Genomic DNA, 24,133 nt, shown 5'->3' with positions numbered 1-24,133 from the left:
TCGCACCGAGATTAAGAAGACGGGCAACTCTATGAGCCTAGGCACCACCACCTCCAAAACGGACCGCGCGCCGCGTATCCTGTTTTACAGCCATGACACGTTTGGGCTCGGCCACTTGCGCCGGTCGCGGGCTTTGGCTGCTGCGATCACGCAGGCCGACCCAAGTGCGTCGGCGCTTATCCTGACCGGATCTCCGGTGGCAGGCCGTTTCACATTTCCCCGCCGCGTCGATCACGTGCGACTGCCCGGCGTGACCAAGCGCGCCGATGGCTCTTACGCAGCGCGCACGATCGGAATGGGCATCGAAGAAGTGACCGAACTGCGCTCGGGCCTGATTCAGACGGCCGTTCAGCAGTTCGAACCCGATGTTCTGATCGTCGATAAAGAACCGACCGGGTTCCGGGGTGAGCTGTTGCCAACGCTGAATTATCTGGAACGGAACGGCGGCACGAAAATGGTGCTTGGGTTGCGTGACGTTCTGGACGAACCCGAAGTTTTGGCCACCGAGTGGGCCCGCAAAGAATCTGTTGAGGCGACCGAGCGGTTCTATCACGAAATCTGGGTCTATGGGTTGAAGTCGATCTATGACCCGACCCAAGGCTTGCCGCTCAGTTCAAACGCGCAATCCCGCATTCATTGGACGGGATACCTGCGCCGGGATCTTGGCCCCGTGGGTGAACCACCCGAACAGCCCTATATCCTAATCACCCCCGGTGGTGGCGGCGACGGTAAGGCGATGGTGAACCTCGTTCTGTCTGCTTACGAGAAGGATCCAAACCTGTCTCCGCGCGCGATGCTGGTTTATGGCCCCTTTCTGTCGGGCGAATTACGCGAAGACTTCGAAACCCGGGTCGCCGCGCTAAACGGGCGTGTGACCGCGGTCGGGTTTGAATCCCAGATCGAAACGCTGTTTGCAGGGGCCGAAGGCGTTGTGTGCATGGGCGGCTACAACACCTTTTGTGAGGTTCTGTCCTTCGACAAACGCGCCGTCATCGTCCCCCGCACCACGCCTCGGTTGGAGCAGTGGATTCGCGCCTCGCGCGCAGAAGAGTTGGGCTTGGTCAAAATGCTGGACGAACATCGTGACGGCCTGACCCCCGAGGCGATGATCCGCGCGATCCGCAGCCTGTCAGAGCAATCCCTGCCATCACAGGCCATCCAGACCGGTTTGCTGGACGGGCTGGATTACGTCACCGACCGCATCGACGACCTGCTGACCTGGGAACAGGAACGAGCCACCGGATGAATTCAGACGTCCCTACGTTGGCGGTTGTGGTCAAAGGTTGGCCACGACTGTCTGAAACATTTATTGCCCAGGAACTTGTCGCTCTGCAGGACGCGGGCCATCGGTTCGACATCTGGTCACTGCGTCACCCAACCGATACTAAGCGCCACCCCCTGCACGACCGCTTCACCGGGCAGGTTCGTTACCTGCCGGAATACCTCTATCAGGAGCCACAGCGTGTGTGGGCGGCGCGTGCGATTGCGCAAGCCATGCCCGGCTATGCCGAGGCTTACCGGATTTGGCGGCAGGACTTGCGCCGCGACTTGACACCAAATCGCATCCGACGCTTCGGGCAAGCCTGTGTTCTGGCCGCTGAACTTCCCCGCGAAGTTCTGGGACTTTATGCGCACTTCATGCATACGCCTTCATCGGTTGCCCGATACGCCGCGATCATGCGCGGATTGCCGTGGAGTTTCTCTGCCCACGCCAAAGACATCTGGACATCACCCGAATGGGAAAAGCGTGAAAAGCTGCAGGCTGCAACATACGGGGCCACGTTCGGCGCCACCTGCACGGCCATCGGGGCCGAGCATCTGCGGGGTCTGGCGGATGACTCCAATCGTATGGACCTGGTCTATCACGGTCTTGACCTGTCACGGTTTCCTGCCCCGCCGACGCGCACGTTGCGCGCCGCAAACGGTCCTTTCCACATGATCTCGGTCGGGCGGCTGGTTGAGAAAAAAGGGTTCGATCGGTTGATCGCAGCTTTTGCCTTGCTGCCTGACACTTTGGACTGGCATTGGACCCATATCGGCGGCGGGGGTTTGGGCGATACCCTACGCGCACAGGCGCGCGCAGTTGGCATCGCAGATCGCATCACCTGGAAAGGGGCCTGTGATCAGCCCGAGGTGATCGAAGCGATGCGAAGGGCCGATCTGTTTGTACTGCCCAGCCGTATTGCGGCAGATGGAGATCGTGACGGGTTGCCGAACGTGTTGATGGAGGCGGCATCTCAGCTATTGCCGATCCTTTCGACCCCGGTCTCGGCAATCCCGGAATTCATCGAAACCGGAACGCATGGCATCCTGTCTGACGACGATCCGGCTGCGCTGACGGCAGCCATTGAAGCACTGGCCAACGATCCGCAACAGGCAGCCCGAATGGCGGGTGCGGCTTATGATCGACTGATTGCCGAGTTTCAGATGGACCCGGGAATCGCCCATCTCTCGAAACGTCTGAACGCGATGTGCATGGAAAACCCATGATGGCACGGGTCGCATTTTATGCACCGATGAAATCCCCCAACAGCCCGACCCCCTCGGGCGACCGCGAAATGGCGCGGAACCTCATCAAGGCCCTCGCTGCCGAAGGCGACACGATTGATCTGGTCTCAGACCTTAGGATCTACGACAAGAGCGGTGATCCGAAGCTGCAACGCGCCTTGCAGCATGCGGCAGAAAAGGAAGCCAGGAAGTTAACTTCTGACCTGCCATCCGATACAGCCCTTTGGGTGACGTATCACAACTATTACAAAGCCCCCGATTTGTTGGGTCCGCAGGTCTGCAAGGCTCGCGGCATTCCCTATGTGCAGTTGGAAAGCACCCGCGCATCCAGCAGGTTGACCGGGCCTTGGGCGGATTTTGCCGCAGCCGCGCATCGGGCCTGCGACGCCGCCGACGTCATTTTTTACCACACCGCCAACGACCTGATCACATTGGAACGGGATCGCTTTGGCGATCAGGTTTTGACCGAGTTGCCACCCTTTCTGCCGGTGTCCGGGCTGCCCCCAGCAGCAGGCGGGAAAGGCCCAATGCTGACCGTTGGCATGATGCGCCACGGGGACAAGCTGGCCTCTTACCAGATCTTAGCCGAAGCGCTTTCGCATCTGGCAGGTGATTGGCACCTGAACATTGCCGGGGATGGGCCCGCACGACCTGAAATCGAGGCCCTGATGGCCCCATTCGGAGAAAGGGTCAGCTTTCTGGGTCAGCTCGATCGGAATGCGCTGCAAACGGCCTATGAACACGCCTCTCTGCTGGTTTGGCCCGGTGTGAACGAGGCTTACGGTATGATCTACCTCGAGGCGCAGGCTGCGGGCCTGCCCGTGCTTGCACAAGATCGGCCGGGCGTGCGGGATGTGCTGGCCCCTGCAACCTACCCTTCGGTTGACGCAGGGGCGCAGGGCTTTGCAAAGCACCTGCAAACTCTGATGGAGGACGCACCGCTGCGCCGCTCCCTCGGCGCGGTTGCACGCAGCCATGTGGCTGACCGCCACCTTTTGCCACTAGCCACTGCCCGTCTTTGGGCAACCCTCCGCCCATTGCTGAAGGAGACGTCATGACTAAGCTTGCGCTGCTTCGCCATGGGCACACACATTGGAACCGCGCCGGTCAGATACAGGGCCGCAGCGACATACCCCTGGACGATGGCGCACGATCCGAACTGTCGGGCTATCGCCTGCCGGACGACTGGACAAAGGCCGACATCTGGTCCAGCCCGTTGCAGCGTGCCTATGAGACGGCCCAAATCGTCTCGGGCCGCAGCCCGCAGACATCAGACGCGCTCACCGAGATGAACTGGGGCGATTGGGAAGGTCAGCGCGGCGTCGATCTGATCGCTGATACCACAAGCGGCTATAAGCATATCGAGGATTGGAGTTGGGATTTCCGCCCGCCAAACGGGGAAAGCCCAGCGAATGTGCGCGACCGGTTGCGCCCATGGTTGTCCGCGCTGCAACACGACTCGGTGGCAGTCTGCCACATCGGCATCATGCGGGTCATTCTGGCCCAAGCGTGGGGTTGGAACTTTGAGGGTTCTGCCCCCTTCAAGATCAAACGCAATAGGCTGTATATCGTCGATATGAACACCATGACCGCCGACCCCGACCCTGTTCGTCTTGAAAAACGCGAGCCCCTGCAATGAGGGTGATGATCATCGTCACACACCTGTTGGGAACAGGGCATCTCAGCCGTGCGTTGACCCTTGGGCGCGCCTTTCGGGATGATGGTCACGAGGTCATAGTGGTCTCAGGTGGTATGCCTGCGTCTCAGTTGGACAGCAGTGGAATGACCCTGTTTGGCCTGCCCCCCTTAAGGTCGGATGGCACCAACTTCACCCGCTTGCTGACCCAAACCGGCGAAGAGGCCGATGCCATCTATCATGCGGCGCGGATGACGGCTCTGGTGCAGGCCGTAAAGACGTTCCATCCGCAGGTGCTGATCACCGAGCTTTATCCCTTTGGCCGCCGATCTCTGACTGCCGAGTTCGACGCAGCATTGAGCACAGCAACAGAGCTGCCGGTACCCCCGGTTATTCTGGGATCGATCCGGGACATTCTGGCCCCGCCTTCGAAACCCGCCAAAGTGGAGCGCGCGGACGACATCGTAACTCGTTATTATGACGGCGTCCTGGTTCACTCGACCGAAAGCGTGACGCCTCTGTCGGTCAGCTGGCCGGTGTCAGATCAACTAGCAGACCGGTTGCACTATACTGGCTTTGTCGCGCCTGAATTGCCTCAACCTCACCCGGATGCGGTGGGTGATGGTGAAATTCTAGTCAGCGCTGGCGGCGGGTCCGTGGGGCAACCGATCTTTCGCGCGGCCATCGAGGCCGCCCGCCAGATTTCCAACAGGCGCTGGCGCCTGTTGGTGGGCGGGACAGATGCGAAGGCGCGGATTGCGGACCTCTCGGAACAGGCCAAAGGAACTTCGGTCGTCCTTGAACCGGTGCGCCCGGACTTTCGTCAGATGCTGCCGCACGCCGCGGCCTCGGTCAGCATGTGTGGCTACAACACCGCAATGGATATTCTGCAATGCAGCACGCCTGCGGTTTTTGTACCATTCGATGACGGCAAAGAGGTTGAACAAGGCTTGCGTGGGCAAAGCCTGTCGGGTCTGTCCGCAATCGAAGTGCTTGAAAGTCGGCACCTGAGCGGAACCACACTGGCCCAAGCAATTGACCGCATCCTTGCCGATAGTCCCCGCACAAAGCAGGATTTTGGCTTTGACGGAGCCGCCCAAAGCGTGCGCATCGCCAAACGACTGCTGGGGCAGAGTGCATGACCCCTGATTGGCAGCCTTTGAACACGGAACTGGATCACTGGCGTGCGTCGGGTATGTCATTGCCGCTCTGGTGGCGTGATGATGACGCCATCGCTCCGACGCGACAACTGGACCGGTTGGCTGAACTGTCAAAGCAATTGGATGTGCCGGTGCATCTGGCAATCATTCCCCGCGACGCGGCCCCGACGTTGGCAGAGTATGTCGCGGACCGACCCTCTTTGGTTCCTGTGATTCACGGCTGGGCACACGCGAACCACGCACCAAAGGGAGAGAAAAAGGCCGAGTTCCGGCTTAATCGACCATTGGATCTTATGGTTGAAGATGCAAAGGCAGGGATGGCACGTCTGGGTATGCTGTTCGATGACAATGTACGGCCCATGTTCGTTCCCCCATGGAACCGCATTGCGCCAGAGATGGCTGCGCAGCTTCCCTCTGTGGGCTTTCGTATCCTGTCCACATCAACGCCCCGCAAAACACACTTTGCCGCACCAGGTCTCGAACAGGTCAACACGCATCTTGACCCGATTGACTGGCGCGGCACACGCGGGCTGATCAATCCCAATATCCTTATCGCGCAAACAGTTGATCTGTTACGGGACCGGCGCGAAGGACGCACAGACAACGCGGAACCATTTGGCGTATTGACCCATCATCTGGTTCATGATCAGGGCATCTGGACTTTTACCGAGGCCCTGCTGCGCAAATTATTGAGTGGCCCTGCCACGGCCTGGATCGCACCGAAGAACAAATAAGGACATCACCATGAGTCGACTGGATTCCATGCTGCGCCGACTGACGGCTCAACGCGACGGTTTGAACTGGGCAGCCCAGCGGATCACCGGTCAGCCGGGCGATGTACTGGATATGGGGCTGGGCAACGGCCGCACCTATGATCACCTGCGCGAAATCCTTCCGGAACGCCGGATCTGGGTGATGGATCGGGTGCTGCAATGCCATCCGGACAGCACCCCTCCGGCTGAGGATTTCCTACAAGGCGAGGCCAAGCCAATGCTGCAGAAACTGGCGGCAGATGGGCATAGGATAGCGTTGGCGCATTACGATTTCGGGCGTGGGATCAAACACGAAGATGTGGCTGAGGCGGCACGTCTCAGTCCGCTAATCGCGCGGGTCATGCAGCCCGGAGGATTACTGATTTCCGGTCAACCCCTCGTCGGCTTCAACCAGATCAAAGGGCCCGAGTCCATCGCCCCGGACCGGTATCTGTTCTACACGGCCTGATCACGCAACCCGTCGACCACGCGCCCAGACCGAGCTCAGAGCCGGTACACCTGCACGCATCCGGAAACGGATGACATCGGCTCGGGCGTCGGCGCGCAATTCGCCCCGGTCTTCCAACCCGGCCGCTTGCGCCGGGGCCAGCGTCACCGTTTTCATCCCGCGCGCCATGTCGCCCCATATTTCGCCCAACATGGCCGCCGACAGCAACAGGGCCGACGGCACATAGTCCGAAGACATGATGTCCAGGTGCCCAAGCTCGGCCAGCTCGCGGGCTGCTACATTGCCCGAATGCGACCCACCGCGAATAATGTTCGGCGCGCCCATCATCACCCGAATGCCGTTCTCGTGGCAGGCCCGCGCTGCCTCGACGGTGGTCGGGAATTCAGCCAGACGGATGCCATGGCCTGCGGACACTTTCACCTGATCTTCAGTCGTGTCGTCATGACTGGCCAAAACAGCTCCAAATCGGCGGGCCGCCTTGACGGTCTCGACCTCATGCACATCACCATTGCGATCCCGAAGACCTTTTAACTGGGCCACATGCTGAAAGAACGTATCATCGTCCATGGCATATTTACCCTTAAGATAAGATTCCAGCTTGTTCATATCGCGGAACTGACGCTGGCCGGGTGTGTGATCCATTATGGAGACAAGACCAACCCTGTCCTTGGGACCAAATTCATCCAGCTCTTCGAGCAGAGTTTCTGAACACACCTCAGCCCGCAGGTGCAGGAAGTGACTGATCTTAAGCGCATCCTGTTCACGCAGATCCCACAACTCCTGCGACAGGCCACGGGCGTATTTTCCATACCGACCCGCCCCTGATGGAATCGAACCCACCCGCATGGCGTCGAACACTGTTGTGATCCCGGTGCAGGCCAGTTCCGCATCATGCGCAAGGATCGCAGCGGCATGTGGCCAGTCCACCTTGGGGCGGGGTTGAATGTGTCGCTCAAGGTTATCCGTATGCAGCTCGACGAGGCCGGGGCTGACATAGTCACCCTCGCAATCAATCGCGCCAGCCGGAACCGCGTTTCCGGTATCAATCTGGGCGATTGTTTCACCCACAATCCGGACGTTGCCGGTTACGGTTTCATTCGGCAACACAAGCGTGGCATTGGCAAGGATCAAGTCTTCTGTCATCTGAGCTTCACACAGTTTGAGGTAGTGGAAGGCCACGCAATAGGAGGCCAATGTGACATTCACGCGATACGCGATCTATTTTGCGCCACCCGCAGGGGCCGAGTGGACGAAATTTGCAACCAGCTGGCTGGGTTGGGACATGGAAACTGGTACGCCGGTCGCTCATCCGGTCATTAGGGGCATCGACGTTGCGGCCGTTACGGCGGTACCGCGAAAATACGGGCTGCACGCAACGCTCAAACCGCCCTTTCGGCTGCGCGAGGGCCAAACCTTGGATGCCTTGCACATGGCTTGCGGTTCGCTCGCTTCCAACCAGCCGCCTGTCACACTGGATGGTCTCGAGATCGCACGGCTTGGCCGCTTTCTCGCTCTGCGCCCGGTGGGCGAAACGCAAGCGCTGAATACCTTGGCCAACGCCTGCGTTCAGGAGTTGGACGGTTTTCGCGGAGCCGCATCTGAGGCTGAACTGGCCCGTCGCCGCGCCGCCGGGCTGACCCCGGAACAGGACGCCAATCTGGTTCAGTGGGGATATCCTTACGTGCTGGACGCGTTTCGCTTTCACATCACGCTCAGCGGCAAGCTGGACAAACCGACCCTTAGGGCCACCCAAGACGCTCTGCAGACCCATCTCGCCCCGTTGCTGCCGCAACCCTTTCAGATCACCGATTTGGCCCTGATGGGCGAGGCTGAAGAGGGGCGGTTTCACCTGATCCATCGCTATGCGCTCTCCGGTTGAAGTCGCAACAGAATCTCGGCGACGGTGTCTTCCAACGCACCAGAGTTGTCGACTTCGATGACCCGGTTCAAACCGACGGGTAAAGGCGCTTTGGCACGACCCAGCCGCTGCGCTTGCTCACCCGCGCTTTCCCGCCCTCTTAAGGACAGTCGTTGTGCCAGAACCTCGGCTTTGGCAGTTAGGGAGATCACGATCAGATCGCCAAAGACCTCCTGCGCCCGCACCAAAACCGCACGAGACAGGTTGACCAGAACAGCGTCGGCCTCCTGCCGTTGCTGCGCAATCGCGTTCGGCACGCCGTAAAACAGCCCATGCGCAGGCCAACTCAACGCAAAGGCACCGTCGCGTTCCATCTGCTGAAATCTTTCGACCGACACCCGGTCGAAATCCTCGCCCTCTTCCCCTTCGGGGCGGGTAATCACACGCCGCAAGCGCTGGACGCCTGGCGAACGGGCCTCCAACGCTTGCATGACGCTGTCTTTGCCGACGCCCGAGGGGCCGACAACGGCTATGACAGGAGCAAGCGTCATGCGGCCAGCCCAGGTGTAAAGTCCGAAACATTGACCTCGCGGTCGCAAACCCGCTCACGTGCTTCGAGGTCGTGGAAAATCCCAACAATCGCAGCACCGCGGTGCTTTGCTTCCTCGATCAGGGACAGAACGGTTTCCCGGTTCTGCGCATCCAGGCTCGCCGTTGGCTCATCCAGCAACATCGCCGGATACTCATGTGCAAAGCCGCGCGCGATGTTCACCCGCTGCTGTTCACCGCCAGAGAATGTCGTGGGGCTGAGGGTCCACAAACGCTCGGGGATATTCAGCCGTTTCAACAACCCGACCGCCTTGTCCAGCGCCACTTGTTTGTCACAGCCCACAGACAGCAGTGGCTCTGCCACAACTTCCAGCGTCGGAACTCGGGGGACAACCCGCAGAAACTGGCTGACATAACCCAGGGTGTCGCGACGCAGCGACAGGATCTGGCGCGGCGCAGCTTTGGCAACGTCCACCCCCCCGACCAATACCTGACCAGAGGCCGCCAGATAGTTGCCATAGATTACACGCATCAGCGTGGATTTGCCTGCACCGGACGAGCCGGTCAAAGCAACACACTCCCCCGGCTCAACCTTCAGCGACGCGCCTTCCATCACCGGGATTACGGCGCTGCCCTGATTATGCAGGGTGAAGCTTTTGCTTACATCGATCAGTTCAATCATCGCTTCATCTTTTCCCAAATACTCAAACCTGCAGAACGCTGGACACCAGCAACTGCGTATAGGCATGTTGCGGGTCGTCCAGCACCTGATCGGTCAGTCCGGCCTCGACCACATGACCGCTTTTCATCACCATCAACCGGTCCGCCAGCAGACGCACCACGGCCAGATCGTGCGTCACGATGATGGCGCTCAGCCCCATCTCGCGCACCAGCCCGCGCAGCAGATCCAGCAGGCGCGCCTGAACGGAAACGTCCAGCCCTCCGGTCGGTTCGTCCATGAACACCAGCCGAGGACCTGTCACCAGGTTGCGCGCAATTTGCAAACGCTGCTGCATCCCTCCGGAAAACGCGCTGGGGCGGTCATCGACGCGAGAAGCATCAATCTCGACCCGGCCCAGCCAGTCGACGGCCTTGTCCCGAATGTCGCCATAGTGCCGGTCGCCGACTGCCATCAGCCGCTCACCAATATTGCCGCCCGCGCTGACAGACATCCGCAGCCCGTCGCGCGCGTGCTGGTGCACAAAAGCCCAGTCGGTGCGGCTGAGCATCCGGCGTTCGGGTTCGGACATGGTAACCGTGTCCACAGGTCCGTCCACGCGAGTATCAAAGATCACCTGCCCGGCGTCCGGCTCTAGGTGACCAGCCATGCAATTCAGCAAGGTCGACTTGCCCGAGCCACTTTCACCGACGATCCCCATCACTTCCCCGGGGTAGAGATCAAAATTCACATCCGTGCATCCGACCCGCGCACCGTAGCGCTTTTCGATGCCTTTGACTTGCAACAGGGGGGTCATGCCGCATTCTCCTCGGCCAGTCGGCCCACATGGCCTGCCTCACGGCGCGACCGGCAGTAATCGGTATCGGAACAGACAAACATCCGGTTGCCTGCGTCATCCATGATGACCTCGTCCAGATAGCTGTCCTCGGCCCCGCACAGGTCACAGGGATGATCGGCCTTGGTCGCCTCGAACGGGTAATCCTCAAAATCGAGGCTCACGACCTTGGTGTGCGGCGGCACCGCATAGATGCGCTGCTCACGCCCGGCGCCGAACAGTTGGATCGCGTCCATCTCGAGCTTTGGGTTGTCAAATTTCGGGATCGGAGACGGGTCCATCACATACCGGCCAGACACTTTCACCGGATAGGCATAAGCGGTCGAGATTGCTCCGTGCTGGCTGATGTCCTCATACAGTTTCACATGCATCAGCCCATATTCCTCAAGGCTGTGCATCTTGCGCGTCTCGGTTTCGCGCGGTTCCAAGAAGCGCAACGGCTCAGGGATCGGAACCTGATAGACAATGATCTGGTCTTCACGCAGCTTCGCCTCGGGGATGCGGTGGCGGGTCTGGATAACAGTGGCCTTTTCCGTCTCTTCCGTGGTGGCAACCCCTGCGGTGTTCTCAAAGAACTTGCGGATCGACACCGCATTCGTCGTGTCATCTGCTCCCTGATCAATCACCTTGAATGTGTCATCCGGCGTCAGTGTCGCGGCCGAGACCTGTACGCCCCCCGTACCCCATCCATAAGGCATAGGCATCTCGCGGCTGGCAAAGGGCACCTGATAGCCCGGCACGGCCAGACCTTTCAGGATCGCCCGGCGGATCATTCGTTTGGTTTGTTCGTCCAGATAGGCGAAATTGTACTCGCTCATAGGAGACCTCTTTCGATCAGCGCGCCTTCCAGCGCCTGAGGCGTGGTAAAGTGGATGCCATCCATGCCAACGGCGCGCGCGCCTTCGACATTGTGCAACCCGTCGTCGATGAATATGCAGTTCTCAGGAGCAAGCCCGGCCCGCTCACATAACCGATGAAAAATCTTGGGCTGCGGTTTCAACAGCCTTTCCTGCCCGGACACGACGGTCACGCCAAAGACGTCGCCCAATTCCGGATGCGCGCCGACGCCAACAGGCCAAGTTTCCGCTGACCAATTGGTGATCGCGTGAACCGGGGTGCCTTGCTCTTTCAATCGATAGAGCACCTGCCAGGTCCCTTCGATCTTGTGCGGAACGGTTATGGCATAGCGTTCGACGTAAACGCCCAGGCGTCGCCGGTCTTCGGCGTCATCCAGTTCAGACGCCAGATCGGTGAAGTTCTCGCCGCCATCTGCCCTCAGGTTCCGATCCTGGAAATCGATGCGGGTCAGAAACTCTGCTACCGCCTCGCGGCTACCCATCTCGTCCAACCAGGCCAGATGTGGATCCCACTGGATCAGAACGTTTCCGATGTCAAAAACGACAGCCTTCATTCTGCGGCCTCCTTTTGCGTAATACGCTCTTCAGCCTCGCGACGCAGTTTACGAACCAGCTCAAGTTCAGACTGGAAGTCGACGTAATGCGGCAGTTTGATATGTTCGAGGAAACCGGTGGCCTGAATGTTATCTGCGTGGCTAAGGACGAATTCTTCATCCTGCGCAGGGGCACCCAGATTGTCTTCGCCCAATTCTTCCCAACGAAGCGCACGATCGACCAGAGCCATCGCGATGGACTTTCGTTCAGACTGACCAAAGACAAGACCATAGCCACGTGTAAACTGCGGTGGTTCGGTCTTGGAGCCCGTGAACTGGTTCACCGTCTCACACTCGGTCAGTTCGACCTCACCGATATCAATGGCAAAACCCAGCTCGGGAATGTCCATTTCGACCACGACTTTGCCAATCCGCAACTCACCCACAAAAGCGTGGTTGCGGGCGTAGCCACGCTGGGTGGAATAGGCCATGCCCAGTACAAATCCCTCATCCCCGCGTGTCAGCGATTGCAGGCGCAGGGGACGGTTGGACGGAAATTCCATCGGTTCACGCGTCAGATCACCCGGGGTCTCATCACTCGCCGGTTCATCCTGAATGATGTCCTCACCCTTCAGAAATTCAGTAATATGGGGCGTCGGTTCCTGACGTGCAGGGCCCTGAGGAGCCTCGGGGATTTCACCATCAGCTGCTAGTTTGAAGTCCAGCAAACGGTGCGTGTAATCAAATGTCGGCCCCAGAACCTGCCCCCCGGGCGCATCCTTGAACGTGGCCGAGATTCGGCGGTCGCAGGCCATCTCACCAGTTTCAACCGGATTGGAATAGCCAAATCGCGGCAGTGTCGTGCGATAGGCGCGGATGAGGAAAATCGCCTCGATCAGATCGCCTCGCGCCTGTTTGATGGCCAGCGCAGCAAGATCGGGGTCGAACAAGGACCCTTCAGCCATGACGCGGTTCACCGCAAGGCTCAGCTGTTCACGGATCTGCGCAAGGGTCAGCTCCGCCACATCTGTCGCACCACGGCGCTCTTCGGCCAGCCACGTATGGGCGTTCTCGATGGCTTTTTCGCCCCCTTTAACAGCAACATACATCGCTTAGCCCTCTGTCCTGATCTGCGTGCTGCGCGGCAGGGCCGCGATCTTGTCACCACTGGTAAAGAAGAAATCGCACCCCAGAGGAAAGAGCGTCGCATTGCTCTGAAGTGCCGGAACATCCGGCAGAGACAACCTTGCAGTGTCCTTGATTCCCGGGCCGCTCAGAACGGCGGCGCGTTGCTCAAGCTGGTCGCATTCCACAATCAAGGTCGCAGACCGATCCGGGTACTCCGGCGTTCCGATGCGATAGGCGTTGAGCGGACCCAGCGCGCGCCACGTTCCAACGGCGAAATCTGCCTGGTCCGCAGACACAATTGGCGCACCTGTGTGGAAGGTCAGCCATTTGCGCCCCGCATCAGTGTCAGTATCACCTGCCAGATGAACCTTTGTTTCAGGATCGCACAGCGTCAGCAACAGCGTGCCAGCCGCCAGGGACAGGGGCGCAGGTGGCTCAATACCCGTCAGGGCGCGGATTTCACCCGGACGCGCCATGACAGTCATGGCCGCGCGGAACGCATGGGCGGCCTGGACAGGTGCGTTTTCAAAGCCGCCGGAAAACTGTGTTTGTGCCGCCATCAGTCTTCCCCCCGAACCAGCGTGAAAAACTCGACCTTCGTGGCCGCCGCCTTGGCAGCACGCGCGGTTTTGGCCGCCTGCATCTGCTGGTGCAAGGGGTCGAGCAGTTGCGCCTGCAATTCACCCGCAGCCGACGTCTGCATCATGGCATCAACCAATGCCGCAGCTTCTGCCTTGGGCTTCGACCTGCCCTGAACATATCCGTGACCGACCGTGCCATCCTGCAGCACGACCGAGCAGCGCGTGACGGTCATTTCGCCCAGGTTGAACGGTGCACCGGTGCCACCGGTGCGTCCACGCACCATGACGCCGCCCACTTCGGGACTGCGCAGCCATTCAAAACTCGGGCGGTTCTGAATGCCGTCCCATAGCGACATCAGGGCGTCGTCCGGTGCACGGGCCAGCAGGCCCATCCAATCCTCCCGCGCCTCGGTCGCGATATTTGTGTTTTCTGTCATCAAAGCCTCTTGGCCGGGTTGTCTACATGAACTATACAACTAGACAAATATTAGCCTTTTGGCTTCCGAGGCGCAATCTGCAACTGTGTGAAGATTTGATGACATGAACAAAACACCGATCTGGAAAAGCATAGCCCTGCGCCTGACTTCGGACATCGCCGAGGAGCGCTATCAAACCGGAGATCGCTTGCCGACCGAGGCACAATTGGCTGCCACGTATGGCGTCAATCGCCACACGGTGCGGCGCGCACTGGCCGACATGTCAGAACAAGGTCTGGTCCACGCCCGGCGCGGCGCAGGCGTGTTTGTGGCGGCGCGACCAACGGATTACCCGATCGGCAAAAGGGTGCGATATCACAAGAACATCTCGGCCAGCGGCAAAATACCGGGCAAGAAAATTCTGACCCTCACCACACGCGCGGCAGATGAAGCCGAAGCGGACGCCCTGGGTTTGGACAAGGGTGATCCTGTGCATGTCTATGACGGCCTTTCGTTGGCGGACGGGCAGCCTGTGGCCGTGTTTCAAAGCGTTTTTCCAGCAGCGCGTTTTCCCGATCTGTTGCAGACATTGACCGAAACGCAGTCTGTCACAAAAGCTCTGCAGGCTTGCGGCATCGCAGATTACACGCGCATCTCGACCCGTTTGACCGCACGCGGTGCAACCGCAACACAGGCCTTACAGCTTCAACTGTCCGAAGGGGCTCCGGTTTTGTTCTCGATCGGCGTAAACGCGGACCCCGATGACCAACCGGTAGAATATGGCAGAACCGTTTTCGCGGGAGAGCGTGTCACGCTGACACTGAACGATGAATAGACCAGCAAGTTCTCCCGCTCGTCCTCGACCTCCTTACGGAGATCTTATCCCGTTGGGCGCGGGAGCTCTGGCCAGACGATTGCGAAACCTATTCGTATTTCTCCAGGAACGCTTCAGCGCGCATGTTTCGAAAATCGGGCAAAGCTGTCCTCAGACGCGCGTTGTCCCAGTCCCACCAGGACAGTTGCTCCATCCGGTCCGCCACATCCTCAGGGAACCTGCGACGTATAGGTTGGGCGGTTACGCCAGCAACGATCGTATAAGGTGGCACGTCTTTGGTGACAATCGCCCCAGATGCAATGACTGCTCCGTTGCCAATCGTGACTTCCGGCTTGATGATCGCGGCGTGTCCGATCCAGGTATCGTGCCCAATCCGGGCCGTCCGACCGGCGCGACGCGCGAACCAGTCCGCATCATCCTGCGCGTCGTCCCAGTAATCCGCCGAACGGTAGTGGAAATGATGCAGAGATGCTTTTTCCAGCGGGTGATCCGTGGCCCCTATCCGCGTGAAGCTTGCAATATTCGCAAATTTGCCGATCTCTGCATTTGCGATGTCACACGTCCTGTCACAATAGGAGTAATCCCCCCAGTTTGAGTTCGCGATCCGGCTGCCTGCGCCAATTTCCACATATGCGCCAAAGCTGCTGTTTGTGATTTGGCAGTCGGGATGGATGAACGGTTGATCCGCACTAAGCCTTACCATTTTCTTGACTTTCTTAACTCAGTTCAGGGCAGCAGGAACCGCTTGCGATTGGGATCGCGCGGTTTACGCTTTTTGCCCGTTTCACCTTGAATGAGACGTTTGCGCAGCCAACCCGAGAACCAATCCATCAGCATCACCATCAAAATGATCAGCACGATGTAATAGGCGACCTCTTCCCAATCTTTCTGCGTGATAATCGCCTGTGTCAGCAAAAGACCAATACCACCGCCTGTGATCGCTCCAATCACCGTCGCACTGCGGGTGTTGGATTCAAGGAAGTACAACAATTGGCTGAGCAGTACAGGCGTGACCTGAGGGATAACTCCAAACCGATACCGTTGGGGGGCATTTGCGCCCGTGGACTGCACGCCTTCGATCTGCTTCTGATCCACATTCTCCAGCGCTTCCGAGAAGATTTTGCCGAAGGTCCCCGTATCCGTAACAAGAATGGCCAGAGCACCAGTCAGCGGTCCGGGACCAAAGGCGCGGGCGAGCACCACGGTCCAGATCAACGCGTCCACGCCGCGAACGAAGTCAAACACACGGCGCGTTGCAAAGCGGACGGATTTCATCGGGTTGAAATTGCGTGTCGCAAGGAAGGCCAGCGGCAGGGCGACCATGGCCGCGCCCAGCGTGCCCAAAAACGCCATCAGGATCGTTTCAAAAATGGCCCAAGCCACGTCCTGATGCCGCCACATCTTGTTGGTCCAGAAATCATTGAAGATCGCACCCATTTCGCCCGACGCTGCGCGCCCGGCTAGTTCCGGGAACGACTTTCCATAATAAGGACTGTCGAGCGTGAACCAGAACAGCTCCCACCCTGTGAAATAGCGGAACACCTCCGACCGGTTGCGCGTGACTGTCAAACGACCCGCGTCAGTGGTCACAGCCAGCCGGTTCTTGGATACGTTGATCCAGTCCGGGACTTCTCTGCTGGGAAATTCCGCCTGCACACCGGCTGCCCGCGAAGGCGTCGCGCGGATGGTGCCATAGCCGGGAATGTCATATTCCACCGTCTCAGGACCAAAGCGCACAACGTGACCATCTTCGAGATCAATCACCGTTGTCTCGCCCAATACTACCCAATCCGGGGCCTGACCTTCGGGATATGCGCCTTTGCGCTCGCCCTCGATCGCGGCAGAGACTTCGCCGGTGCGGTTGTCACGCTCGATATGGGTTTTGTAACTGTAGCTGTCAGACACCAGCGTCTTGCCGTTGTCCCAATTCGCACGCGCCGCAATTCCCGGCACGTCAAAGGCGAAAAATACGTAGACCAGATAAGCCAGCACCAGAGCGGGCAACCCGAAATTCATCAGCCTCTTGCGGCTGAACAGGCGGTCCGCTTCGGCCTTGAGCTCATCGACAGTCAGATTGGTTGCGAAGGTGCTCATGCCGAGGCTCCTTTTTCCGACCCATGAGTCAGACGGTCGCGCAGGACACCAGACAGCTGGTCTACGACGACGATTGTCACGAAAAGCAAAAGGAAAATAGCCGCAGCCTCATCATAACGCCCCTGCCCCCAGGACATGGCGTTGCGCAGCTCATAGCCCAGACCACCGGCGCCCACAAACCCAAGGATAGCCGAAGCGCGGATATTGATTTCAAACCGCAACAGCGCATAGCTGACATAATTCGGTCCGACTTGCGGGATCACACCCAGATACATGCGCTGGGACCAGTTGGCGCCGACGGACTGCAACCCCTCGACCGGCTTCAGCGAGGCGTTTTCGTTGACCTCGGAAAACAGCTTACCCAGCGCGCCCGCGGTGTGGATGGCAATCGCAATCATTGCAGGCACCGGGCCACCACCCAGAACAAAGATCAGAACCAAGGCGATGACGATCTCGGGGATTGCCCGGAAGACATCCGAGACACGGCGGAACAGTGGGATCAGCGACGGCCAGTAGGCCATGCCGCGCGTGGACATCAGCGACAGGAACGTTCCCAATATTGCACCAACCAAAGTAGCCGCTGCGGCAATATTCAGGGTTTCAACAAGCGCCGGTAAGAACTCAACAAGGTTCGCCGGCATCTCGGCGATCTTTTCCCACGCCTCGGACAGAACCTCGGTCGGATAGTCAAAAATCCGTCTCCAGCCGTCGATGAAGCTGCCCGCATTGCGGCCGTCGGCTGTGCGGAATCCTGCGGCCATCATGGCCACGAACAAGATCAGAAGGATACCACCATAGACCCTCTTGCGTCGCGCCATCGCGGTGTATTCGTCGCGGATCTGATCAACGGGCGGGGACCCAGCAGTCAGGTCTGTCATGGAATGCTCCTGAGTGGAAAAACGGGGCCCGGATTTCCACCGAACCCCGAACATTGGGTATGCAGGCTTAGTTGGACTTCAGCTTGCGTGCTTCGATGATGATTTCGTAGGCATCATGCGTGATCGGCTCGAACGCTTTCGCCTCACCTGCGGCAACGCCGTAGAAGCAGTCACGATCTTTCTCGTGCAGGCCAGCCATCAGGGCTGTCATCTTTTCTTTGACATCCGCAGGCAGCGCGGTGCGCAGAACAACCGGACCTTCCGGGATCGGCTTGGATTTCCAGATTTCAACCATGTCGTTCATGTCGACCAGACCGGCATCAACGGCACGACGCAGCGCGCCTGAGTTGTATCCGTCTTCCCAGTTGCCCAGACCGTCAGCCCATGTGACACCACCGTCAACATCACCATTGTTGACTGCGACGATGGTCTGTTCGTGACCGCCGGTGAACTTCACTTCACCAAAGTAGTCACCCGAATCCATGGTGGCACCAGTAGCCTGCGGGATTTCGATGGACGGGATCAGGTAGCCCGAGGTCGAATTCGGATCGCCAAAGCCAAAGGTCTTGCCTTTCATGTCGTCCAGCGAGGCGATGCCGCTGTCCTTGCGGGCAAACCCGATCGAGTAATAGCCGTAGCCGCCATCGACGTTCACCTTAACCAGAACCGGCTCAACCGCTTCAGGATCGCTCAGATAGGTTTTGGCGTAACCCGACGCGCCCAACCATGCCATGTCGATGGTGCCGCCCAGCAGACCCTGGATCACACCGTTATAGTCGGCGGGAGCAAACAGTTTGGTCTCAACACCCAGCGCCTCTTCGGTGTATTCACGCAGGCATTCGTTGTTGTTCAGACGGTCCTGAGCGTTCTCACCGCCCAGAATCCCGATGCGGAATTCGCTGATGTCCTGAGCCATGGCCGGGGCGGCAAGCGCAGTGGTAGCCGCAATGGCGGCAATCAGTTTTTTCATCTGTCTCTCTCCAGTTTGATTGCCCCGGCCTTTCATCCGGCCGGGCGATGAAAGGGGGTTGGTGTCTCAGATGGTCGCTTCTGCTTCCATCAGGGCCTTCTGGGTGGCATCCAGAGTTTCGATCTCGGTCGATGTCGCCTCTTCCGAGAAGCTGGCGTCGGCACCGTAAATCTCTCGTGCAACACCGGTTGTCAGCTGCTCGGGCAAGCCGTCAAAGACGATGCGCCCGTCGCGCATGCCAACCACGCGGTCACAATAGCGGCGAGCGGTATCCAGCGTGTGCAGGTTGGCGATGACAGTACGGCCATCTTCTTCGTAAATGCGTCGCAGCGCCTGCATCACAACCTGAGCGTTCATCGGGTCCAGCGAAGCGATGGGCTCGTCTGCCAGAATGATCTTTGGGTCCTGCATCAGGGCGCGTGCGATGGCGACACGTTGTTGTTGGCCGCCCGACAGGGCCTCGGCGCGCTTCGGTGCGTGCTCGGCAATACCCAGACGGTCCAAGATGTCGATTGCGCGATGGATTTCATCCATCGGAAACAGGTTGAACATGGTGGCCAGTGTCGACTGGCGGTTCAGCGTTCCGTGCAAAACGTTCGACACCACATCCATGCGCGGCACCAAGTTGAACTGCTGAAAGATCATGGCGCAATCAGCCTGCCAAGCGCGCTTGTCTCGGCCCTTCAGTTGCGTCACATCGCGGCCTTCGAACAGGATTTCACCGTCGCTAGCATCCGACAGTCGGTTGATCATCCGCAGCAGCGTCGACTTGCCTGCACCAGATCGTCCGATGATCCCTATCATGCAGGGCTTATCTACATCCAGCGTCGCGGCATCCACCGCGACGTTGTCACCGAAGCGTTTGGTCAGTTTCTTGATATGCAGCACAGGCCACCCCCAATTCGTATTGGCGGTCAGCTACAGATACCGTTCAAAGAATATGTGTCATCGTCGTGAAAGTTTTGTAACGCACCCCGGTGTGCTGGGGCTATCCAACCCGTTGCCCCGCAGGTATATGCATCGGCGACTCTTTAGCTGATACGAGGCCACCATGAGCTTTGACCGCACCATCAAGATCGCACCGTCGATCCTGTCCGCCGATTTCGCCAATTTCGGGCAAGAAATTCAGGCCATCGAGGCACAAGGCGCGGATTGGGTCCACGTGGATGTCATGGATGGCCATTTCGTTCCGAACCTGACCTTTGGCCCACCTGCCGTCAAAGCCTTTCGCCCGCATGTGAAAACTGTGATGGACGTGCATCTGATGATCACGCCGGTTGACCCGTACATCCAAGCCTATGCGGATGCCGGGGCTGACATTCTGACCGCGCATGTCGAAGCCGGACCGCATACACATCGCACCCTGCAGGCAATTCGCGCCGCTGGAATGAAAGCCGGTGTTGCGCTGAACCCAGGCACTCCGGCTGAAGCCGTCGAGCACTTGCTGGACCTCACTGATCTGATCTGCGTGATGACCGTAAACCCGGGCTTTGGGGGGCAGAAATTCATCGACATGACCAGCAAGGTCCGCAAGCTGCGTCAGATGATCGGCGACCGCCCTGTGCATATTGAAATCGACGGTGGTGTTGATCCAACGACCGCCCCGCTTGTCGCGGCTGCAGGCGCAGATGTTCTGGTCGCCGGATCAGCCGTGTTCAAAGGTGGCTCAGTGTCGAAACCAGAAGTGTACGGCGAAAACATTCGGGCCGTGCGGGCGGCGGCCGAGTCGGCCCTGTCGTAATTCTGAGATCTGGGGCTGAGCCAAACACGCCGTTCAGCCCCAGCAAAGGCAACAGAGCCCTCGATTTCCAAGGGCTCTGTCATGCGGATCAATCGGCGCCAAACGCACCGATATGAGATACCCCATTCGCTCCTGTGGCCTGGAAGGTTCCACCTACTTCTTCGGCGTTTGGCCCATAAAAAACACCATATGCTTCGCCGTTAGTGCCAGGCCCTGCAACCGTCGCCGTGAACCCGGAATTCGAGATGCTGCCCGAGCCGCTAAAGTCCAGCTCGGGCGCAGCCCGGTCTGGCACGCCGACCACCAAGCTGGTGGCATCTGTATTCGTGCTTGAAATTGTGGCGCTGGAAAAATCGGTGGTCACATTTATGTTCGAACTGGTTTGATATTGATTGCCGTCACTAAGGCGGGCAACACCCGTGCTGGCGCCCTGGTAAGACGCGTTGCGCCCTGTTGGCATGTCAGCCGTCGGCGTAACCGAGCCGTAAGAGCCCGCAGCCGCGGTGCCGCTTGCTTGGTTGCGCCCCTCGATCCACGACCCGAAGGTTTGATACTCGAACCGCGTGCGTGACGGGTCAAGCAATACAGCGCCTCTATCCAGATCCGGGGAATTGAAGACCGCCGCAACTGTCCCCTGTTGCACGTTGTCACCAGTACGGCTGTCCAAATTCACATTCGACCCGGTAGCAGAACCAGTGAATGCGATGATGTCGCCCCCGCTTGTAGACACGGTTACGCTGGAATTTGAAGGAATCGATTGGCTTTGGACAGCCACGGCACGTGTAGTTTGATTCGTCGTAAAAGTCTGAACAACCGCACGACCGTTCAATGTCGCGGTACCGTCCTGCGGCAGGTTTATTTTTTGCGCAGGTGTCGTCGAAACTGGCCCCTGCACACCCGACCCGCCCGAAGATGAGTCATCATCATCCAGATCAAAATCCAACCCGGCGATACCGCCGCAAGCGCTCAAAAATACAATCGGAAATATTGCTGCAAACCTGCAACTAACCTTGGTATTCATAACTGCTCCGTAGTCAACGTTTTGGCGAAACAGTAGTAATTCAACCATACGGCGCAAGTCGTGTTATCAGTTCAATCTAAAGGTGTTTTTCAGTGTTGCCTCAAATGCGACAGTTTCAATCTGAACGGCAAGACCGAAACTGTCTTGGGGGCCGAACAAACCGCAACGCACTGTTTCTTGGATCATGCCAAGTTTCGATCTTCAACCGCTGCGAGACCATGCGATGAAAACCTTCCGCGTCACCAGGGCTCTGATGGTTTCAGCCTGTATTCTCGTCCTGACAGGCACGATGACCACGCACCAGGCAGCTGCTGACTCGGCCCAAACCGTTTCGCAGACAGCAGATCAATTTGAAATCGAAGCTGTCTTTCTGAGTGGCCTGGCTGACATGCAGAATAGCCGTCCCGAGGCCGCCATCGAAAAATTCTCGGCGATTCTGGCTGCCAACCCAAACTTGACCCGGGTGCGGTTGGAACTGGCACGCGCATACTTCATGGCCCGACAGTGGAACCGCGCGCGAAACGAATTCTTTACTGTCCTGTCTGGCGATTTGCCCGACTCGGTGCGCATACGTGTTTTGGCTTTCATCCGAGAAATTGATGCGCGCCGGGGCTTTGACTGGGACCTCAGCCTCAGGTTCACAACCGTCAGCAATCCCAGAAAATACGAAACGGATCAGATCACGCTGAATTTCGCCGGTCTCAACCTGCCTTTCACTTTGAATCGGGATACATCGTCCGAGATCGGGGTTCGGGCCACAGGCGCAGCAAACTTTCGACAACCCGTGAACCTTGGGTTTTCCGATCTTCAAACTGTCGCCTATGCGTCCTTCAACTTCGACGTGACCGAGGCCCGAACCTCACGCTACGATGACTACATCTTCGTGGGTCGGTTTGGCTTGCGCACCTTGTCGGAAAACACCACAAGCTCGTTCGGACCTGCAATAGGAACCCGGCTGATTGGCGGACAAACCTATGAGAACCGCATCTCGCTGGAGGCTGCCTTTGAACGGCGTAACCTGTTAGGGGGCTCCATATTTGGAGCTTTGACCGGGTCAAGGCTGCACAGCCCTCGTTCCAGCACGCTTGACGGGCATTCCTTTGAAGGAGAGTTTGGTGTGCGACGCTCTGTCGGTGGCCGCGGCCTGGTCGGTGTCAGCGCGTTCTATCAAGACAAATCCGTCGAAGACGCGCTAGAGAACTACACGCGCAAAAGACTGACCGTGTTCGGTCAATTTGACGCCCGCGGCGGGTTTACCTTCCAGCCCTCTGTCTATCTGGAAAACAAGTCCTTCAAGACACCTAGCCCCCTGCTGACCGGGAACCCGAATGAAACGTCTTGGGGGTCGCGTTTGCGCATTGAGAAGAACGACCTGTTCATTGGAAACGGGTTTTCCCCCTTTGATCTGATTGAATACATCCAAACCGATTCCGACATCCCGGCTTATAATTTTACCGAGACAAACTTTGAGCTTGGGCTCGAAAGACGTTTCTGACTGAGAAAGCTCAGGTGTTTAGCTTCAACAGTCGTTCTCACCTCCTTCGTCGGGTATTCTCGGCCTGAACGGTATTCAAAAACCCTAGTTTGAACCTTTGCCTCAGCCACGCTGTTTGAGGAGAAAATCCACCCCTTCATCATCGCGAACAGCACAAACGCCTTCCCGCGCCGTTTCTTATGGTTCGTTTTTTACATTCTTGCTGAGGCTGAATACGCGTCGCTAACCCTCATCGACCCCAAAAGGCGGGTATCACCCCGCCTAGACGTTCTTTTTGAGAACTCGCGGGCATCGGCGGTGTTGGTAAGGGGGTTTTGTTGACTTAAGATTTGGAACGTTATGAGGTTCCCAAACGATCAATCACTCAACCGAACAAGACAGCTATGCTTCAAGAATTTTCCACCGCCTTTAGCTTGCAAAGATTAATTGAGAATGCGCGCGCCAATCACAGGAATATTTACGATAAATGGTGCGAAGTCGGCACAAAACTGGCCTATGAAAGAAATGACAACTTTGGACACGCACGTGAACATCTGGATGCGAATTTTGATCTGATATTAAGAGATCTGGAGCGTGAGCAAGCGCTAGCAATTGAGCGATATGGAACTAAGTTCGATGGAGGAATTCTTTTTCTTCAAATTAGCCTTTCGAAAATGTGGCTATTTTCAGTTTACGAAGTCATTCGAGAGACATGTGAAGTTCCCTGTGCTTCACGAACGCACAACTCCACTTATTGCAATCAAGCTAACTGTTTTCGCTGCAACTCATTGAAGCCAGTTCGAGATAGGTTGAATGCTTTCAGAATACCCTTGGCCAAACTCCGACCTGAGCGCACCCGAAATCAGAAAAATGTTCATGCTGAGGTTGTCATCGACGATGAAGCTGGGTCCATAGGTTGGCGAACGTATTCTGGACGCACACAAGCACAAGAAATTTCTAGCCGACTAGTATTGTCTCACTTCACCCTCGACACACTACTATGACACTAACCCTGAACAACTTAAGCGGCACGTTTTATTCAACAAAGAAGGCCGCCCCTTGTGGGACGGCCTTCTTTGTCTCACCGATGTGCCGGGCTGAAGCCCGGCCTACCGATTATTCTACGATCTTCGACACAACGCCGGCGCCGACGGTGCGA

Annotated in this window: 27 protein-coding genes; 12 read left to right on the top strand and 15 right to left on the bottom strand. The window is 58.1% G+C overall.

Going from position 1 to position 24,133, the window contains the following annotated elements:
• The first annotated feature begins 31 nt into the window (after positions 1 to 31).
• The 7 genes from ALB80_RS05610 to ALB80_RS05580 are packed head-to-tail and all read left to right on the top strand — an operon-like array spanning position 32 to position 6,525.
• Entirely contained in the window at positions 32 to 1,246 is a 1,215-nt protein-coding gene (locus tag ALB80_RS05610; protein ID WP_050603066.1) for a glycosyltransferase family protein, read from the top strand.
• Complete coding sequence (locus tag ALB80_RS05605; protein ID WP_050603065.1) at positions 1,243 to 2,490, top strand: glycosyltransferase family 4 protein; 1,248 nt, start codon at positions 1,243 to 1,245, stop codon at positions 2,488 to 2,490. Before ALB80_RS05610 ends, ALB80_RS05605 begins: the two co-directional genes overlap by 4 nt.
• The gene (locus tag ALB80_RS05600; RefSeq protein ID WP_050603342.1) at positions 2,490 to 3,566 is read left to right on the top strand and encodes a glycosyltransferase family 4 protein; all 1,077 of its coding nucleotides are present in this window, start codon (positions 2,490 to 2,492) and stop codon (positions 3,564 to 3,566) included. Before ALB80_RS05605 ends, ALB80_RS05600 begins: the two co-directional genes overlap by 1 nt.
• Complete coding sequence (locus ALB80_RS05595; protein ID WP_050603064.1) at positions 3,563 to 4,147, top strand: histidine phosphatase family protein; 585 nt, start codon at positions 3,563 to 3,565, stop codon at positions 4,145 to 4,147. The genes ALB80_RS05600 and ALB80_RS05595 overlap by 4 nt, the downstream gene beginning before the upstream one ends.
• On the top strand, positions 4,144 to 5,286 hold the full coding sequence (locus ALB80_RS05590; protein ID WP_050603063.1) for a glycosyltransferase family protein: 1,143 nt from the start codon (positions 4,144 to 4,146) through the stop codon (positions 5,284 to 5,286). Before ALB80_RS05595 ends, ALB80_RS05590 begins: the two co-directional genes overlap by 4 nt.
• Complete coding sequence (locus ALB80_RS05585; protein ID WP_050603062.1) at positions 5,283 to 6,038, top strand: polysaccharide deacetylase family protein; 756 nt, start codon at positions 5,283 to 5,285, stop codon at positions 6,036 to 6,038. The genes ALB80_RS05590 and ALB80_RS05585 overlap by 4 nt, the downstream gene beginning before the upstream one ends.
• Before the next feature lie 10 nt (positions 6,039 to 6,048).
• Positions 6,049 to 6,525: a class I SAM-dependent methyltransferase gene (locus ALB80_RS05580; RefSeq protein ID WP_050603061.1), complete on the top strand. Its 477-nt coding sequence runs from the start codon at positions 6,049 to 6,051 to the stop codon at positions 6,523 to 6,525.
• Here the strand turns inward: ALB80_RS05580 and ALB80_RS05575 are convergent, their stop codons facing one another.
• Entirely contained in the window at positions 6,526 to 7,668 is a 1,143-nt protein-coding gene (locus ALB80_RS05575; RefSeq protein WP_050603060.1) for an alpha-D-ribose 1-methylphosphonate 5-triphosphate diphosphatase, read from the bottom strand.
• A 52-nt stretch (positions 7,669 to 7,720) separates the two neighbouring features.
• Here ALB80_RS05575 and ALB80_RS05570 point away from each other — a divergent pair, with 52 nt between their 5' ends.
• Positions 7,721 to 8,404, top strand: coding sequence for a DUF1045 domain-containing protein (locus ALB80_RS05570; protein WP_050603059.1), 684 nt, complete (start codon positions 7,721 to 7,723; stop codon positions 8,402 to 8,404).
• On the opposite strand, the gene phnN is transcribed toward ALB80_RS05570, so the two are convergent.
• Genes phnN through phnG form a run of 8 tightly spaced genes read right to left on the bottom strand, consistent with a single transcriptional unit; the run spans position 8,386 to position 13,982 of the window.
• Positions 8,386 to 8,934 carry a phosphonate metabolism protein/1,5-bisphosphokinase (PRPP-forming) PhnN gene (gene phnN / locus ALB80_RS05565; protein ID WP_050603058.1) on the bottom strand — a complete coding sequence of 183 codons (549 nt, stop codon included), beginning with the start codon at positions 8,932 to 8,934 and terminating at the stop codon, positions 8,386 to 8,388. The two genes, ALB80_RS05570 and phnN, sit on opposite strands and share 19 nt — an antisense overlap.
• Complete coding sequence (gene phnL, locus ALB80_RS05560; protein WP_050603057.1) at positions 8,931 to 9,614, bottom strand: phosphonate C-P lyase system protein PhnL; 684 nt, start codon at positions 9,612 to 9,614, stop codon at positions 8,931 to 8,933. The genes phnN and phnL overlap by 4 nt, the downstream gene beginning before the upstream one ends.
• Positions 9,615 to 9,636: 22 nt before the next feature.
• Complete coding sequence (phnK, locus tag ALB80_RS05555; RefSeq protein WP_050603056.1) at positions 9,637 to 10,407, bottom strand: phosphonate C-P lyase system protein PhnK; 771 nt, start codon at positions 10,405 to 10,407, stop codon at positions 9,637 to 9,639.
• Positions 10,404 to 11,264 carry an alpha-D-ribose 1-methylphosphonate 5-phosphate C-P-lyase PhnJ gene (locus tag ALB80_RS05550; protein ID WP_050603055.1) on the bottom strand — a complete coding sequence of 287 codons (861 nt, stop codon included), beginning with the start codon at positions 11,262 to 11,264 and terminating at the stop codon, positions 10,404 to 10,406. The genes phnK and ALB80_RS05550 overlap by 4 nt, the downstream gene beginning before the upstream one ends.
• The gene (locus ALB80_RS05545) at positions 11,261 to 11,857 is read right to left on the bottom strand and encodes an HAD family phosphatase (protein ID WP_050603054.1); all 597 of its coding nucleotides are present in this window, start codon (positions 11,855 to 11,857) and stop codon (positions 11,261 to 11,263) included. The genes ALB80_RS05550 and ALB80_RS05545 overlap by 4 nt, the downstream gene beginning before the upstream one ends.
• Positions 11,854 to 12,945: a carbon-phosphorus lyase complex subunit PhnI gene (locus ALB80_RS05540; RefSeq protein ID WP_050603053.1), complete on the bottom strand. Its 1,092-nt coding sequence runs from the start codon at positions 12,943 to 12,945 to the stop codon at positions 11,854 to 11,856. Before ALB80_RS05540 ends, ALB80_RS05545 begins: the two co-directional genes overlap by 4 nt.
• 3 nt (positions 12,946 to 12,948) lie before the next feature.
• Positions 12,949 to 13,524, bottom strand: coding sequence for a phosphonate C-P lyase system protein PhnH (gene phnH, locus ALB80_RS05535; RefSeq protein ID WP_050603052.1), 576 nt, complete (start codon positions 13,522 to 13,524; stop codon positions 12,949 to 12,951).
• Entirely contained in the window at positions 13,524 to 13,982 is a 459-nt protein-coding gene (gene phnG, locus ALB80_RS05530; protein WP_050603051.1) for a phosphonate C-P lyase system protein PhnG, read from the bottom strand. Before phnG ends, phnH begins: the two co-directional genes overlap by 1 nt.
• A gap of 103 nt (positions 13,983 to 14,085) precedes the next feature.
• Here phnG and phnF point away from each other — a divergent pair, with 103 nt between their 5' ends.
• On the top strand, positions 14,086 to 14,796 hold the full coding sequence (gene phnF / locus ALB80_RS05525; RefSeq protein WP_050603050.1) for a phosphonate metabolism transcriptional regulator PhnF: 711 nt from the start codon (positions 14,086 to 14,088) through the stop codon (positions 14,794 to 14,796).
• 88 nt (positions 14,797 to 14,884) lie between these two features.
• On the opposite strand, the gene ALB80_RS05520 is transcribed toward phnF, so the two are convergent.
• The 5 genes from ALB80_RS05520 to phnC all read right to left on the bottom strand — a co-directional run bounded on the left by ALB80_RS05520 (position 14,885) and on the right by phnC (position 19,626).
• Complete coding sequence (locus ALB80_RS05520; protein WP_050603049.1) at positions 14,885 to 15,499, bottom strand: chloramphenicol acetyltransferase; 615 nt, start codon at positions 15,497 to 15,499, stop codon at positions 14,885 to 14,887.
• 23 nt (positions 15,500 to 15,522) lie between these two features.
• Positions 15,523 to 16,890 (bottom strand): phosphonate ABC transporter, permease protein PhnE, encoded by a 1,368-nt coding sequence (gene phnE, locus ALB80_RS05515; protein WP_050603048.1) that lies wholly within the window; start codon positions 16,888 to 16,890, stop codon positions 15,523 to 15,525.
• Complete coding sequence (phnE, locus tag ALB80_RS05510) at positions 16,887 to 17,768, bottom strand: phosphonate ABC transporter, permease protein PhnE (protein WP_050603047.1); 882 nt, start codon at positions 17,766 to 17,768, stop codon at positions 16,887 to 16,889. Before phnE (ALB80_RS05510) ends, phnE (ALB80_RS05515) begins: the two co-directional genes overlap by 4 nt.
• Positions 17,769 to 17,835: 67 nt before the next feature.
• Positions 17,836 to 18,738, bottom strand: a complete 903-nt coding sequence (gene phnD, locus ALB80_RS05505; protein ID WP_050603046.1) for a phosphonate ABC transporter substrate-binding protein — start codon at positions 18,736 to 18,738, stop codon at positions 17,836 to 17,838.
• Between the two features lie 66 nt (positions 18,739 to 18,804).
• The gene (gene phnC / locus ALB80_RS05500; RefSeq protein ID WP_050603045.1) at positions 18,805 to 19,626 is read right to left on the bottom strand and encodes a phosphonate ABC transporter ATP-binding protein; all 822 of its coding nucleotides are present in this window, start codon (positions 19,624 to 19,626) and stop codon (positions 18,805 to 18,807) included.
• Positions 19,627 to 19,789: 163 nt separating this feature from the next.
• On the opposite strand from phnC, the gene rpe reads away from it, so the two are divergent.
• Positions 19,790 to 20,479, top strand: a complete 690-nt coding sequence (rpe, locus tag ALB80_RS05495) for a ribulose-phosphate 3-epimerase (protein ID WP_050603044.1) — start codon at positions 19,790 to 19,792, stop codon at positions 20,477 to 20,479.
• Positions 20,480 to 20,567: 88 nt separating this feature from the next.
• Here the strand turns inward: rpe and ALB80_RS05490 are convergent, their stop codons facing one another.
• Positions 20,568 to 21,500, bottom strand: coding sequence for a transferrin-binding protein-like solute binding protein (locus ALB80_RS05490; RefSeq protein ID WP_050603043.1), 933 nt, complete (start codon positions 21,498 to 21,500; stop codon positions 20,568 to 20,570).
• A 223-nt stretch (positions 21,501 to 21,723) separates the two neighbouring features.
• Between ALB80_RS05490 and ALB80_RS05485 the strand changes: the two genes are divergently transcribed.
• Both ALB80_RS05485 and ALB80_RS22140 read left to right on the top strand, forming a co-directional pair.
• Entirely contained in the window at positions 21,724 to 22,995 is a 1,272-nt protein-coding gene (locus ALB80_RS05485; protein WP_172677860.1) for a lipopolysaccharide assembly protein LapB, read from the top strand.
• Positions 22,996 to 23,378: 383 nt separating this feature from the next.
• On the top strand, positions 23,379 to 23,978 hold the full coding sequence (locus ALB80_RS22140; protein WP_157054150.1) for a hypothetical protein: 600 nt from the start codon (positions 23,379 to 23,381) through the stop codon (positions 23,976 to 23,978).
• Positions 23,979 to 24,133: the final 155 nt, after the last annotated feature.

It is taken from the genome of Ruegeria sp. 6PALISEP08 (assembly GCF_001238295.1).
Classification (GTDB): Bacteria; Pseudomonadota; Alphaproteobacteria; order Rhodobacterales; family Rhodobacteraceae; genus Ruegeria.
The sequence above is the reverse complement of the archived record's forward strand: the minus strand, read 5'-3'. Positions and strand labels throughout refer to the sequence as shown.